General features: G+C 62.1%; 15 protein-coding genes and 1 pseudogene. 4 read left to right on the top strand and 12 right to left on the bottom strand.

What is annotated here, in order from left to right; genetic code table 11:
* Window positions 1-22: 22 nt before the first annotated feature.
* The gene (locus DBIPINDM_RS15225; RefSeq protein WP_258588020.1) at window positions 23-658 is read left to right on the top strand and encodes a LysE family translocator; all 636 of its coding nucleotides are present in this window, start codon (window positions 23-25) and stop codon (window positions 656-658) included.
* A gap of 37 nt (window positions 659-695) precedes the next feature.
* Here DBIPINDM_RS15225 and DBIPINDM_RS15220 read toward each other — a convergent pair whose 3' ends face one another.
* From DBIPINDM_RS15220 to DBIPINDM_RS15180, 9 genes are all read right to left on the bottom strand, one after another.
* Window positions 696-1,787, bottom strand: a complete 1,092-nt coding sequence (locus tag DBIPINDM_RS15220) for a 3-deoxy-7-phosphoheptulonate synthase (RefSeq protein WP_318036940.1) — start codon at window positions 1,785-1,787, stop codon at window positions 696-698.
* 192 nt (window positions 1,788-1,979) lie between these two features.
* A complete protein-coding gene (locus tag DBIPINDM_RS15215) occupies window positions 1,980-2,216 on the bottom strand; it encodes a type II toxin-antitoxin system Phd/YefM family antitoxin (RefSeq protein WP_258588019.1) in 237 nt (78 codons plus the stop codon).
* Window positions 2,217-2,371: 155 nt separating this feature from the next.
* Window positions 2,372-3,166, bottom strand: a complete 795-nt coding sequence (locus DBIPINDM_RS15210; protein WP_258588018.1) for an SDR family oxidoreductase — start codon at window positions 3,164-3,166, stop codon at window positions 2,372-2,374.
* 29 nt (window positions 3,167-3,195) lie between these two features.
* On the bottom strand, window positions 3,196-4,191 hold the full coding sequence (gene iolG / locus DBIPINDM_RS15205) for an inositol 2-dehydrogenase (RefSeq protein WP_258588017.1): 996 nt from the start codon (window positions 4,189-4,191) through the stop codon (window positions 3,196-3,198).
* Window positions 4,192-4,304: 113 nt separating this feature from the next.
* On the bottom strand, window positions 4,305-5,072 hold the full coding sequence (locus DBIPINDM_RS15200; protein WP_258588016.1) for an ATP-binding cassette domain-containing protein: 768 nt from the start codon (window positions 5,070-5,072) through the stop codon (window positions 4,305-4,307).
* A 2-nt stretch (window positions 5,073-5,074) separates the two neighbouring features.
* Complete coding sequence (locus tag DBIPINDM_RS15195; RefSeq protein ID WP_258588015.1) at window positions 5,075-6,151, bottom strand: ABC transporter permease; 1,077 nt, start codon at window positions 6,149-6,151, stop codon at window positions 5,075-5,077.
* Between the two features lie 115 nt (window positions 6,152-6,266).
* A complete protein-coding gene (locus DBIPINDM_RS15190; RefSeq protein ID WP_258588014.1) occupies window positions 6,267-7,208 on the bottom strand; it encodes a sugar ABC transporter substrate-binding protein in 942 nt (313 codons plus the stop codon).
* Window positions 7,209-7,561: 353 nt separating this feature from the next.
* Window positions 7,562-8,356, bottom strand: a complete 795-nt coding sequence (locus DBIPINDM_RS15185) for a hypothetical protein (protein ID WP_258588013.1) — start codon at window positions 8,354-8,356, stop codon at window positions 7,562-7,564.
* 93 nt (window positions 8,357-8,449) lie between these two features.
* Window positions 8,450-9,481, bottom strand: coding sequence for a LacI family DNA-binding transcriptional regulator (locus DBIPINDM_RS15180; protein ID WP_258588012.1), 1,032 nt, complete (start codon window positions 9,479-9,481; stop codon window positions 8,450-8,452).
* A gap of 168 nt (window positions 9,482-9,649) precedes the next feature.
* On the opposite strand from DBIPINDM_RS15180, the gene DBIPINDM_RS15175 reads away from it, so the two are divergent.
* The 3 genes from DBIPINDM_RS15175 to DBIPINDM_RS15165 all read left to right on the top strand — a co-directional run bounded on the left by DBIPINDM_RS15175 (window position 9,650) and on the right by DBIPINDM_RS15165 (window position 12,409).
* Window positions 9,650-10,741 carry a fatty acid desaturase family protein gene (locus tag DBIPINDM_RS15175; protein WP_258588011.1) on the top strand — a complete coding sequence of 364 codons (1,092 nt, stop codon included), beginning with the start codon at window positions 9,650-9,652 and terminating at the stop codon, window positions 10,739-10,741.
* Window positions 10,742-10,859: 118 nt separating this feature from the next.
* Window positions 10,860-11,174: a MocE family 2Fe-2S type ferredoxin gene (locus tag DBIPINDM_RS15170; RefSeq protein WP_258588010.1), complete on the top strand. Its 315-nt coding sequence runs from the start codon at window positions 10,860-10,862 to the stop codon at window positions 11,172-11,174.
* A complete protein-coding gene (locus DBIPINDM_RS15165) occupies window positions 11,174-12,409 on the top strand; it encodes an NAD(P)/FAD-dependent oxidoreductase (RefSeq protein WP_258588009.1) in 1,236 nt (411 codons plus the stop codon). Before DBIPINDM_RS15170 ends, DBIPINDM_RS15165 begins: the two co-directional genes overlap by 1 nt.
* Before the next feature lie 6 nt (window positions 12,410-12,415).
* On the opposite strand, the pseudogene DBIPINDM_RS15160 reads toward DBIPINDM_RS15165, so the two are convergent.
* The 3 genes and pseudogenes from DBIPINDM_RS15160 to DBIPINDM_RS15150 form a co-directional block, all read right to left on the bottom strand.
* Window positions 12,416-12,508: pseudogene (locus tag DBIPINDM_RS15160) on the bottom strand (IS5/IS1182 family transposase); the annotation flags it as partial.
* Window positions 12,509-12,637: 129 nt separating this feature from the next.
* On the bottom strand, window positions 12,638-12,859 hold the full coding sequence (locus DBIPINDM_RS15155; protein ID WP_258588008.1) for a hypothetical protein: 222 nt from the start codon (window positions 12,857-12,859) through the stop codon (window positions 12,638-12,640).
* Between the two features lie 373 nt (window positions 12,860-13,232).
* Window positions 13,233-14,207 (bottom strand): DUF1402 family protein, encoded by a 975-nt coding sequence (locus DBIPINDM_RS15150; protein ID WP_258588007.1) that lies wholly within the window; start codon window positions 14,205-14,207, stop codon window positions 13,233-13,235.
* Window positions 14,208-14,291: the final 84 nt, after the last annotated feature.

Here is a 14,291-nt window from a genome sequence, read left to right as displayed (position 1 = left end):
GGCGAGGCGACAGGCAACTGACATGGGTTATGCCGAAAATCTCTGGCTTTTCTTTATCCTGCTGTTCGGCATCATCGTCGTTCCGGGCATGGACATGCTGTTCGTGCTGGCCAATGCGCTGACCGGCGGGCGCGACAGGGGCCTGGCCGCGACCGGCGGCATCATGGTCGGCGGCATGGTGCACACGCTGAACGGCGCCATCGGCGTCGGCCTGCTCATGCATTTCGTGCCGATCCTGTTCACGCCGCTGCTGCTCGCCGGCGCCGCCTACATGGCCTTCATCGGCATCACGCTGATGCGCAGTTCCATCACCGTCGGTCAGGACGGGCCCGCCGGCAGCCGCTCCGCCTGGAAGGCGTTTCGCCAGGGGCTGGTGACCTGCCTGATCAATCCCAAGGCCTATTTGTTCGTGCTGGCCGTCTATCCGCAGTTCCTGAAGCCGGACTACGGCCCGATCTGGATACAAGCAACTGTCATGGGAATGATGACGGTCCTGACTCAGGCCGCGATCTATGGCGGGCTTGCGATCACTGCCGGTCGCAGCCGCAACCTTCTGATCGCCAATCCGCGGGCAACCATCCTGGCAGGCCGGGCGGCCGGGCTGCTGCTTTTTGCGGTCTCGGTGTTCGCCGCCTGGGAAGGGCTGAGGGCGGCGTAATTCTCCTTGGCGCCGCCCTTCCCACATAGCCATCCAATCAGGCGGCGCCCTGCCGGCTTTCCAGCATGGCGCGGCAGGCCGACCGGCGCCACTCGACGGCGCCGGCAAGGCCGTGCAGTACGGTCTCGGTGGTCGCCCAGTCGATGCAGCCATCGGTGATGCTCTGGCCGTAGACGAGCGGCTTGCCGGGCACCACGTCCTGCCGGCCGGCGACGAGATTGCTCTCGATCATCAGGCCGATGATGCGCTCGTCGCCCGCCGCCACCTGGCCCGCCACGTAGGCCGCGACCTTGGGCTGGTTCTCCGGTTTTTTGCTGGAGTTGGCGTGGCTGACATCGATCATCAGCCGCGGTGCGACACCGATGCGGGCGAGTTCGACGCTAGCCGCCTCGACGCTCGTCGCATCATAGTTGGGCTGAACGCCGCCGCGCAGGATGACATGGCAGTCCTCATTGCCCGTGGTGGTCGCGATGCCGCTGCGTCCGCCCTTGGTCACCGCCATGAAATGGTGCGGCTGGGCGGCGGATTTCACCGCCTCGGCGGCGATCCTGAGATTGCCGTCTGTACCGTTCTTGAAGCCGACCGGGCAGGACAGACCCGATGCCAGTTCGCGATGGATCTGGCTTTCGGTCGTGCGCGCGCCGATGGCGCCCCAGGCGACGAGGTCGGCAATGTATTGCGGCGTGGTCATATCGAGGAATTCGGTCGCCGCTGGCAGGCCGAGATTGTTGACGGCCGAGAGCACGTTGCGCGCCATCCTCAGCCCCTTGTCGATGTTGAAACTGCCGTCGAGGTCTGGATCGTTGATCAGGCCCTTCCAGCCGACCGTCGTGCGCGGCTTCTCAAAATACACGCGCATCACGATCTCGAGCCGGTCGGACAGGGTCTCGCGCAGCGCCGCCAGACGGCTGGCATAGTCAACGGCCGCGACCGGATCGTGGATCGAACACGGGCCGACGACGACAAGCAACCTGTCATCGGTCCCGTTCAGGATGGCGTGGATCGCATTGCGTGAGGCGCTCACGGTGCGCGTCGCCGTCAGCGTGCGCGGAATCTCCCGCATCACCTGGTCCGGTGTACTCAGTTCTCGGATTTCCTTGACCCGAAGGTCATCTGTGGTGGTCAACACGGCTTTCTGCTCCTGGTTTAGGAGACCTGCCGGCTGAAACAAAAAAGCCGCCAGGTCTGGCGGCTGTTCGGATCTTGTTGCTGCAATCTTCAGATCGAGCGCAATCCTCCCGCCGCCAGCGAGCTCCTAAAGTACCAATACGTGGCGGACAGGTTGATCATGCGGCTCATATAGTCGATGCCGAGGCGTTTGTCACCTGTCTGATGATAGGAGATCGGCGCCGCGCAGCGGGGAGTCCAGAAGGAACTCCGCAAGGGTACCCTTTCGCGCCGTTTTCCGGTGCCATTCTTCGGCCGCGACGACAACCACGATTGGTTTGCCGTTTCTGGTTATCGTCTGCGGCAAGGACTGCGCCCGCTTAATAACCTCTGAGAACCGGGCTTTTGCCCCCGTGACAGTCCAATTGGTATCTTTGGCCCCAGACAGCATTCCACCCTCATAAGTGTTCTGACTACGTGAATATGCGGGAATGGCGATACTGCGGCAACAGGGGCTTTTTGAAACCCGCATGCGTTGCTTGGTGCGGACGGGTCACGTCTGCACTAGTATTTTCAGGTCGCCTCGGCCGACGAATGGCAGAACTGCTACTCGCCGATTACCCCGGCGATGTTCTGGTCGTAGTCGACCAGCGACCCGGTCATGACGCCGGCCTGCGGGCTGATCATGTAGGTGATCAGCCGGGCGAGCTGTGCCGGTTTCACCAACTGGCCCATCGGTTGCGCAGCCTCGGCCTTTTCCAGCCAGTCATCCGGCGCGTCATGCCACTTCTTCTGCACGATCGCCTCGCCCTCTGTGTCCATCCAGCCGGGCAGCACGGCGTTGCAGCGGATTCGGTTCTTTCGATAGGAGCTCGCGACATTCTTGGTCAGCGTCATCAGCGCGCCCTTGCTGGTCGAATAGGGCGTCAGGAAGGACTGGCCGGCATGCGCCGACATCGACAGCACGTTGACGATCGAGCCCGGTGCCTTGCGCTCCAGGAGATGGGCCACCAGCCCTTGCATCAGGAAGAAGGGTCCACGCACATTGGTGTCGAAGATCTGGTCGAAAAGTTCTTCCGAGGTTTCGACCAGCGAGCCGCGCGCCGACGTGGCGGCGGCGTTGACCAGCGCGTTCAGCGTGCCGAAATGCGAGAGCGCGGTCGCCACCGCGCGCTTGCAGTCGGCCACCTTTGAAACGTCGGCGCTGATGAAGATGGCGTCAACGCCTGACTTCTTGAGGGTGGCGACAGCCTTGTCGCCCTTCTCCTGCGAGCGGCCGATGAGCGCCAGCGCCCGGCAGCCCTCGTCGGCCAGCGCCTCGGCGACGGCAAAGCCGATACCTTGCGCGCCGCCGGTGACGATGGCGCGTGTTTTCGAATTGCGATCGGCTGATGCGCTCATCGCTTTGCTCCTGCGGTTTCTAAGTGCTCTTACTTGTCGAGACGGACAGTCTTGCCCGTGGTCGCCGACTTCAGCGCCGCATCGGCCAGCTTCAGCGCCACGAGGCCGTCGGCGCCGCTCGGCGCCGCCTTCTTGCCCGAGGTCGCCGCAGCGATGAAGGCAGCGATCTCATTGGCATAGGCGTCGAGGTAGCGGGTCATGAAGAAGTCGTGCAGCGGCGGGCGCGTATAGCCCTTCTCATTGGCCAGTTCGATCGACACCGGCCGCTGGTTCTCGGCCGCGACCATGCCCTTCGAGCCATGCACCTCGATGCGCTGGTCATAACCATAGGTGGCGCGGCGCGAGTTGGAGATGACGGCCTGCTTGCCGGAGGCGGTTTCGAGGATGACGCTGACCGAGTCGAAATCGCCCGCGGCACCAATCTTCTTGTCGACCAGCACCGAGGCGTGCGCGCTGACTGCCACCGGCTCCTCTCCGAGCAGGAAGCGCGCCATGTCGAAATCATGGATGGTCATATCGCGAAAAATGCCGCCCGAGCGGGCGATATAGTCCAGCGGCGGCGGACCGGGATCGCGCGACGTGATGGTCACCATTTCAACTGTGCCGATGGCCCCGTCGTCGATCGCCTTGCGCACGGCGGCAAAGTGCGGATCGAAACGCCTGTTGAAACCGACCATCAGCGTCGCTTTGGCCTTTTCGACCACGGCCAGGCATTTTTCCACGCGCTTCACGCTCAGGTCGATCGGCTTCTCGCAGAAGATCGCCTTGCCGGCCTTGGCGAAGCGTTCGATCAAATCGGCATGGGTGTCGGTCGGCGTGCAGATGACGACGGCGTCGATATCGGCGGATTTCTCGATGGCGTCGATCGTACGCACCTCGGCGCCATAGGCCGATGCCAGTTCCTTTGCCGCCTTCTCGAAGGCGTCGGCAACGGCAACCAGTTTGGCCTGCGGATTGGAACCGACGGCGCGGGCATGGACCTTGCCGATGCGGCCGGCACCGAGGAGGGCGAAGCGGAGAGTCATGGAATGTCCTTTGAAGGTGGTTCGAAACTGTCGGCGCCGGTCATGGGCGCGGTGATTTTCCGGTCAAGATGACATCGACAGGGAGGCGATGACCGCCGCCTCCACGCCCGGCCTTAGGCCGCGAGTTCCGCCTCTCCGGTCTTGGCGCCGGTGATGTAGGAGACGATGTCCTGGCCGTCGGTGTTCTCCTTGCGCAGATTTGCGACGATGCGGCCGCGCCGGAACACGACGATGCGGTCGCAAAGGTCGAACACCTGGCGCATATTGTGGCTGATCAGGATCAGCGGCTCGCCATTGTCCTTCAGCGTGCGGATGATGTTTTCGACCTGCGCCGTTTCCTGCACGCCGAGTGCCGCCGTCGGCTCGTCCATGATGATCAGCTTGGAGGCGAAGGTTGCCGTCCTGGCGATCGCCACGCACTGCCGCTGGCCGCCCGACATGTGGCGGATGGTGTTGGACAGATTGGGGATCTTCACCGCCGTGCGGATCAGCGCCGCTTCGGTCGCCTTGCGCATGTATTTGCGGTCGAGGATCGAGAACGGCCCGAGATTGAACAGCACCTTTTCGCGGCCGAGGAACAGGTTCGACGGCACGTCGAGGTCGTCGGCCAGCGCCAGGTTCTGGAACACGGTCTCGATGCCCGCGGTGCGGGCTTCGATCGGGCCTGTGAAATTCACTTCCTTGCCGTCGAACCAGACCTTGCCGCTGGTGCGTTGCTCGACAGCCGTGATCTGGCGCACGAAGGTCGACTTGCCGGCGCCATTGTCGCCCATGATGGCGACATGTTCGCCCTTGCGCAGCTCGAAGTTGGCGCCTTCCAGCGCATGCACGCCGCCATAGCGCTTGGTCAGGTTTTCGGTCTTCAGGACGATGTCTGACATGGTCAAGCCCTCAATGCCCGCAGGCGTTGGCGCCACTGGTCGAGAACGACGGCGCCGACGATGATCACGCCCTTGACCATCTCCTGGTAGTAGGCGTCGAGGCGCAGGAAGGTGAAGCCGGAGATGATGACGCCGAAGATCAGCGAACCGATCACCGTGCCGATGATCGAGCCGCGGCCGCCCGACAGCGAGACGCCGCCGATGACCGCCATGGCGATGGCGTCGAGTTCGTACATCACGCCCATGCCGGCCTGGGCGGTGAGGTTCTTGGAGGAGAGCACCACGGCGGCGAGCGCGGCAAGCACGCCAGCGATGACGTAGACGAGGATCTTGTGGTTGGCGATCTTGATGCCGGACATGCGGGCGGCGTCCTCGTTGGAGCCAATCGCATAACAATGCTTGCCGTACCTGGTGTAGGTCATGATCAGCTGGAACAGGATCGCCAGCGACAGGAAGATGATGACCGGCATCAACCCCTTGCCGATCGCTGCGAAGCTATCGGTGGGAAACGAGATCGGCTGGCCCTTGGACCACCATTTGGCGATGCCGCGCGCAGTCACCATCATGCCAAGCGTGGCGATGAACGGCGGAATGCGCGTGTAGGCGATCAACGAGCCATTGACCAGGCCGGCGAGCAGCCCGCAGCCGATCGCCACTAGCACCGGTACGAGAACGGGCAGGTCGGTCCACCCTTGCGCCAGGAACATCGCCTTGGGATTGGGATTGCCGTTGACCGTCGCCACCTGGGCGAAACTCATGGCGATCATCGCGGTCGCGCCAACGATCGAACCCGAGGACAGGTCGATGCCGCCGCAAATGATGACTTGCGTGACGCCAATGGCGATGATGCCGACGATCGACACCTGCAGGATGATGATCTGCAGGCGCGCCTCGTTGAAGATGCCTGAGACGTCGCTGCGGGTGTTGAACAGGAAGCTGTCGCCGAGAAAGATGCGGCCGATCGCTTCGAAGATGACAACGAGGATGACGAGCGCCAGGAAAACATTGAATTCGGCCGGCCAAGCCCGTTTCTTCGCATCATAGGTGAGCCCGCCGACGCCGTGAGATGTCTGTGCCATATCTTGTCCTCCGTCGAGCCACACCTCCCCCTCCGCCCGTTCGGGCGGTGAGGAAAATGGGAGCGGCGCTGTTGTTCTGGCTGGATGCGCCGCTCCGTCTAGCGAAGCGCCTGCCTCAGTTCTTCTTCATGAACTTGTCGATGTTGGCCGGCGTGACCAGCTGGAAGGGGATGTAGACCTTCCGTTCGACCTTCTCGCCCTTGGCCAGCTTCAAAGCCGCGTCCAAGGCGCCTGCGCCCTGGCCTGCCGCATCCTGGAACACGGTCGCGGCAAGGTCACCCGCCTTCATCGCCACAAGCGCGTCCTGGGTGGCGTCGACGCCACCAACGATAACAGTTTTCATGTCGATATTGGCAGCCTTCATCGCCTGGATGGCGCCGATGGCGCTTTCGTCATTGTTGGCGATCACGCCGTCAAACTTCTTGCCGGTCGACAGCCAATTGGTCATCAGGTTCTGCGCCTGGTCGCGATCCCAGTTCGAGGTCTGTTTGTCGATGATCTTGATGAAGCTGCAATCCGGGGTAGCGATCACGTTGTCGATGTCCTTGGTGCGCTGCACCGCGGCCTGGTTCGACAGCTCGCCCATGATCACATAGACATGGGCCTCCTTCTTGCCGGCTGCCTTGAACAGGCGGCAGACTTCCTTGGTTTCGAGCGTGCCGGAGTCGGACTCGTTCGAGGCGACGAAAGCTTGATTGGCCGGTAGCGTGTCGACATTGACCGGCTCGCGATTGACATAGACCAGCGGGATTTTCGCTGCGGCGGCAGCGTCGGACATGGCCTGCGTGGCCGAGGTGTCGACCGGGTTGACGATGATCGCGTCGACGCCCGAAGCGGCGAAGTTCTTGATCTGGTCCAGTTGCTTGGCGACGTCGTTCTGCGCGTCCTCGACCTGCAGCTCAACGCCGCTCATGCCCTTGGCCTGCGCGATCATGCCGTTGCGCAGCACGGTGAGGAAGTTGTCGTCGAACTTGGCCATCGATACGCCGATCTTGGCGGCCATGGCCGATGAACTCATCAGCGCCGCGAAGGCGACGCCCAAAAGCAGTTTCTTCATTGTATCTCTCCTCCACTTTTGGTGTCCGGTTGCACCGATCTATCCGGAATCCCCGATCTCCCCGGGGAATCTCTCCCTGATATCGTTTCGTTCCGCATTCCCTGCTTCGGCTGGAACGCCAACTCCTTTGTTTGAAACAGACGTTCCGGAACGAAAGAACCAAAATGTACAGCTAGTGAAATATTTATTCCATTTCGCCACGAGGCGTCAAGGGCGATTCCAAAACCGGATGCGCGATTTTGGCCGATGCGGGGAAGTGGCGTCGAAGCGGATGGGCGAACGTGCGTTGTGCGAGGGCTGACCCCAAGCCGCGGCAAGTCTGGGAATGTCAGCGATGGGCCTGAGAGCCCGGCCTAGAAATGCCAGATATCCCGCTGCATCAACAGGTCCAGCGGAGCCCGCCAAACCCTGTACTTTGCCGCCAACTCTATCTGCTCATCCGCGCCTAGATGGCTGACGCGCTCGAAAAAGGCTTCGATGCGCTGCCTGGCAAATAGCTTTCGACCCCTGGTGTTGTAGTTTCGAAGGGGTAGCCAATGTCCGCTTATGGAGCGGCCGCGTTGGGATAGCGCCACGCCAATGCAGAACTGTTCGGCCGTGTGCGCTCTAACGACGCCAATCATTTGCTCGATGGCCTGGTAAGCGTCGGTCAGCGCTGGAAGATTGGAACTGTGGACGCCCAAGACGCCGCTATTCCACATCGGCTCGCGCCCGGACAGCCGCTGATCCCCAAGCAAGAATCCTTTATCCGCGATTACCCGATAGGCGGCTGCCTTTGGTGTCCCTTCGCATTTTCTCATGATCGAGTGCGAGGGAGAGATTTTGCCGAAGCATCTCGATATGTTGCCGACAGGGTAAATGTCGGTATCCATGAAAAACAGGCGATCGCAACCCCGCAGCAGCGCGATGATGCCGGCAGCCTTGATGCCGAACAGGTACCGATCGCCAAAAGACATCTCGGTCATTTCTTTGGCGGTAAGCTCGATCGCTTCGATTGGATAGCCGTTGAAAACGTTTGGCCGGTCGGTCAGGACCGAAATTCTGGCTCCGGGCGCGTAGTGCAACAGTCGAAGGGCGCTGAACAGCGCCCCGCGCGCATAGAGCTCATCCTTGCCAAACGCGATGTACCCAAACCTGTCCGCACTCATCAGGCATGTATATGGACCACCACATTCTGCGTCAATTTGATGCGCGTGGCGGTTCGGTTGCGGGCGCAATGCGCCTGAAGGTGCAAAGCAGCGTTAGATATTCTCGGGCAGGTAGATTTCGAACGGCAGAAAGGTCTGTCCCGGCGCGTTCGCGGCACCCGTCTCGATGGCATGTGCCATCAGGTCCATGAGCTCGCGGCAAAGTGCCGGCAGCGGCGTGGAGATCACCATCGTCAGGATGCCGTCCGCCAGCGCCGAACGCGAGACCGCCGTGATCTCGTTGCAGATGACCGCCGGCATTTCGGCCGGCCTGGCTTGCCTCAGTGCCGCGACCGCGCCTTCCATGCCGCCGCCGGCGACGTAACAGCCGACCAGATCCGGGTGGCGGCCGAGAAGCTCGAGCAGCGTGTCCTGCGTGATCTGGTTGGCTTCCAGATTGACCAGCGTTTCGAGCAAGGTGAAGTCCGGCGCCTGTTCGCGGAAGAAGGAGCGGAAGCCGATCTCGCGCAGCTCATGCCCGTGGAAGCGGTGGCTGCCGACAAAAAGCGCGACCTTGCCCGGCCGCTTTGCTGCCTTCGAAATCATCCAGGCCGCGGTGCGGCCGACCTTGCGGTTGTCGAGGCCGACATAGCCCTCGCGAATGCCGGCCGCGAAATCGGACAGCAGGGAAAACACCGGCAATCCCTTTGCCTTCATCTCCTCGACCGCGACCGTCAGTGTCGGGTGATCCGGCCCGACCAGTGCCACGGCCCGGCACTTGGTCGCCAGTTTGCGCGCGCGCTCGACGATCTCGTCGGGCGCCAGCGAGTCGGCAAAGTCGATGATGGCGACGCCGCGAAAACGCGGCGATCGCGACATGGCCAGTTCAAGCTCGCGCGCGAACTCGCTGTAGAAGACATAATTGCCCCTCAGCAGCAGGAAGCCGAGCCGGTACTCGGGCAATTCATGGCGCATCCGCTGCTTGATCAGGCCGGCTGCGTGGTAGCCGATCTCGGTCGCTGCCTCGTAGACGCGGCGCGCCGTGTCCTCGCGGACCGGCAGGCGGCTGTTGAGAACGCGGTCCACCGTGGCAACACTGACGCCGGAGATGCGCGCCAGATCTGATATGGTCGGCCGTTTCGCCATGCTCGCCTCAATGCAGTGGTCGAGCCTTCCTACATCATTCTGATAGGAAATGATAGAAACTATCTTTGTGATGTTGAGTCTATCATTCGCTCGCGCTATTTTTCAGCCTCAAGGTGAAGGGCTAGCGGGCATTCGCTCTGGCTGATGCCCTTGCCGAGGGAGGCAACCATGACCACTGCGCCGTCCCGGCGTGACTACAGTCTGATCGGTCGCGACGCCAAGCTCGCCGTCGAGAACGGCCTGTCGGCGGCCGAGTGGTATCACACCGACATTCCCCGCAAGCAGATGAAGGAGCTGATGCAGCGCTCCGACGGGCCAGCGATCCGCGATACCGCGATCTGGCTCGCTGCGCTGGTCGTCAGCGGCGCCGGCGGCGCCTTGTTGTGGGGCAGCTGGTGGTGCGCGCCGTTCTTCTTCGTCTATGGCGTCCTCTACGGCTCATCCACCGATTCACGCTGGCACGAATGCGGCCACGGCACGGCGTTCCGGACGCAGTGGATGAATGATGCGGTCTATCAGATCGCCTGCTTCATGATCATGCGCAATCCGGTGACCTGGCGCTGGAGCCACACGCGCCATCACACCGACACCATCATCGTCGGCCGCGACCCGGAAATTTCGGTCATGCGGCCGCCGGACCTGGTGCGCGCCATCCTCGGTTTTGTCGGCGTGCTCGATGCCTGGCATGCGATGTCGGACATGCTGCGCAACGCCGCCGGCAACATCAGCGCGGCCGAAAAGACCTTCATTCCCGAGCAGGAACAGAAGAAAGCGATCCGCATTGCCCGCATCTGGACCGCGATCTACGCCACAACCATCGCTCTGGCGCTCTACACCGGTTCGTTCCTGCCGCTCATGCTGGTCGGCCTGCCCCGGCTCTATGGCGCCTGGCATCACGTCATGGTCGGCCTGCTGCAGCATGGCGGCCTGGCCGACAATGTCATCGACCATCGGCTGAACAGCCGCACCGTCTACATGAACCCGATCAGCCGCTTCATCTACTGGAACATGAACTATCATGTCGAGCATCACATGTTCCCGATGGTGCCCTACCATGCACTGCCCAAGCTGCACGAACTGATCAAGCACGATTTGCCGGCGCCGACGCGATCGATCCTGGCCGGCTACCGCGAGATGATCCCGGTCTTCCTGCGCCAGCTGCGCAACGAGGATTACTTCCTCAAGCGCGAACTGCCGCCGACCGCCAGGCCATACCGCGAGGAATTCCACAACGACGCCGTCGCCGCCGCGGCGGAATGATCTTGGCGATCCGATCTAGACTCTTTGTTTTGGCGCAATTCCCTGGGGAAAGCGCTACGCGCTTTTCCCGGGAAAACCGCTACGCACTTTTCCTGGAATTGCTTTTGGGGAGGACTGAATGAGCGACTGGGTTGAGGCCTGTGCCGCCGGCGATATCGACGAAGAGGATGTGATGCGCTTCGACCATGGCGGGCGCACCTTCGCCATCTATCGCAGCCCCGATGACGAATACTTCGCCACCGACGGGCTCTGCACGCATGAGAAGGTGCATCTCGCTGACGGCCTGGTGATGGACGACATCATCGAATGCCCCAAGCACAATGGCCGCTTCAACTACAAGACGGGTGACGCCCGCGGCGCGCCGGTCTGCGTCAACCTGAAAACCTATCCGGTCAAGGTCGATGCCGGCAAAGTCCTCGTTCAGATCGGGTGATGGATATGGCGCGGGGAATGGTCATCATCGGAGCCGGAGAGTGCGGCGGGCGGGCGGCACTTGCGCTGCGCGATCTCGGCTATGACGGGCCGGTGACGCTGGTCGGCGACGAGCCGCATCTGCCCTACGAACGGCCGCCTTTGTCCAAGGAGGCGATGGCCAGCGACGCGCCGGCAATCAAGGCGATCGCCAGCGACGCGATCCTGGCCGAGAAATCGATCCGGCATATCCATTCCGTCCAGGCCGTGGCGATCGATCGCGCGGCGCATACGGTGCGCCTGTCGGACGGTTCGGTGCTTGGCTACAACAAGCTCCTGCTGGCCACCGGCTCGACCCCGCGCAAGCTGCCGATGCCTGGCCTTGGCGCGCGCTGCGTCTATCTCAGAACCTTTGCCGATGCGCTGGCCATCCGCGCCCATCTCAGCACCGGCAACCGCATTGCCGTCATCGGCGGCGGCTTCATCGGCCTCGAACTCGCCGCCGCGGCCCGCAAGCTCGGCGCTGCCGTCACCGTCATCGAGGCACAGCCGCGCATCCTAATGCGCGGCGTCCCGGCCGAGATCGCCGAAATCATCCATCAGGCGCATGTCGCCGAAGGCGTCGACATAGTGTGCGGCGAGGGCATCGCGTCCATAACCGACGACGGCAGGCAAGTGCGCATGGCGCTTGCCGGCGGACGCGAAATATCAGCCGATCTCGCCATTATCGGCATCGGCGCCGTGCCGGTGACCGGGCTGGCGGCCGAAGCCGGCCTGACCATCGACAATGGCATCGCTGTCGATGCCGAGCTGCGCAGCAGCGATCCCGACATCTTTGCCGCCGGCGACTGCTGTTCGTTTCCGCTTGCCGTCTATGGCGGCCGCCGCGTGCGGCTCGAAGCCTGGCGCAATGCGCAGGAACAGGGCGCATTGGCGGCCAGGAACATGCTTGATACCGGCGAGGCGCATGCGGCGGTGCCGTGGTTCTGGTCGGATCAGTATGGCCTGTCGCTGCAGATCGCCGGACTCTCGGACGAAGGCCGCAGCACCGTGCGCCGCGATCTCGGTGACGGCGCCTTCATCCTCTTCCATCTGGCTGAGGACGGCAGGCTGGTGGCGGCCAGCGGCATCGGTCCAGGCAATGCGGTCGCTCGCGATATCCGCCTGGCCGAAATGCTGATCGGCAAGCGGGCCAAGCCCGCGCCGGAGGCGCTGGGATCACAGGCCGTGAAGCTGAAATCGCTACTGGCGGCTTGAGCCGTGCTAAGGCGTCGACTCATAAGCGCGCAGCCATAGCCGGCTGGATGCAAGCTTGATGAAGGCGAGATAGTTGGCGGCGAGTTTGTTGCGGGCCGTCGTTCTTGCGACCATTCCGGACCACCACAGCGAGTTTGACAGATCGGAGAGCAATCCTGACTTTCGGGGATGCCACAGGCAAGTCCCGCTCGACCGAAAGCCGAGCGGGCTGCTTTTGGCAGACGCCGACTACTTACAGTCCTTCAACAGCTTCAATGCCTTTTCGGCATTGGCTTGGGAATCGTAGACCTTGGTGCCCGCATCGGTCACCTTCTTGCCGTCCGGCTTCGTGGTGACCACGGAGCATTTCTTGGTCGTGGCGTCCTTCGCTGCCCAATACTGGGTGGCGGCAAACGCCGGCATGCTGACGAGCGCAACAAGCGAAGCTGTAACCAGAACCTTGCGAATCATAGTGTCCTCCTAAATTAAGCAAGAGCTAATTTTCTTGCACCCGCACAGTTATCGTTGCCTCGTTGACCAATCCGTGACGTTCACAGAGGATCACGACTATTTGATCAGCCGGTCGCCTCGCACGCAGGGCCAAAGCCGGTGACCCAGAAGGAGATTTGTCCTCGCTGCTGTCGACAGCCCAATCCGATCCAAGCGTGCTCGCCCAGAGAGCGATGGCGTCCGATCTAAAGTTGTATGTGCGACCCTTCCGGGGCGTGGACTCAACCGCTCGAACGGCGCGGAGATCAGCGAAGCGCACCTGAATGCATTTGCCAAAATCGAAGACGGCGACAGGCAAACGTAGATGGAGCGGTTCTGTGGTTCCGTAAACGATCTAAAACAGCGCCTTGAGCTCCGGCAGTTTGTCATTGACCAGCCAGCCGTAATAATTCTCCTCCGGCAGTTTTTCCGGCTCGCCGGCGGCGCGGCGCTTGTCGTTCTCTGCCTTCAGCGCATAGGCGCGCTGCTCCGGATTGCCAACATTGTAGAGCGTGGCGGTCAGCCCCGGATTGCCCGAGATGTCGAAGCCGGCAATGCTCTTGTAGGCATCGATCGATTTCCTGATCGTCGCCGCGACATAAGGCAGCGTCAGGTCCGGATCCATGATGGTCTTGTAGACCGAATTGGGGTCGCTGACGTCGAGCTTCGGCAGGCCCGACACCTTGTGCACGAGATCGCTCATCTGCAGCGCCGTCAAAGGGTTGAGCTGGCCAAGGCCGAAGGTCTGGCCGGCATAGTAAGGCTGGAAGAAGGTGGCGCCGAAGCGGTCATCGGGAAAATCCTCGCCGCCAACATTCTTGCCGCGGAACGAATGGTTCCACACCTGTTCGCGGCATTCCCACAGGTCATAGCTGTCGGACATTGCGGCGCATTTCTTGAATTCCGGCCGCTGCACGAAATCGGTGATGTCCTCGCCGTCATAGGCGAAGGACAGCTTGCTGGAGAGATAGGAGATCGCCTTGACATAATAGGTCTGCAGCCGGTCGTAGGCGTCGACATTGTAGGTATGCTCGCCGACAATGGCGCCGACAATGTGCATCGGATCGATGCCGTATGCGGAAGCGGCCTTCTTGATCTTGGCACGCAGATCAGGGTCGTTCTGCAGCAAGGCGTAGACCTTGCGGTACTTCGCCTGGAAGGTGGTGTTGGTCGCTTGCGTGCGCCGGCTCGAGGCGCCCGGAATGTCGGGCTGCTCGGCATTGCGGTTTCCCGGCGGCACGAGTGTCGCTGCTTCAGCCGCGAACAGCGTCGCCGCCAGCGTCAAGCCGAGAATGACTGACCCGAAAATGATTGGGATGAGTTTTTTCATGCGCCGCCGCCTGCTAATCCTTGCGGGCAAACTAGGGTAGTGCTCTGGGTTGAGTCGAGAGCGCCCCTTCACCCGGCAAGACGA

It is taken from the genome of Mesorhizobium sp. AR02 (genome assembly GCF_024746835.1).
Lineage (GTDB): Bacteria > Pseudomonadota > Alphaproteobacteria > Rhizobiales > Rhizobiaceae > Mesorhizobium.
The sequence above is the reverse complement of the archived record's forward strand: the minus strand, read 5'-3'. Positions and strand labels throughout refer to the sequence as shown.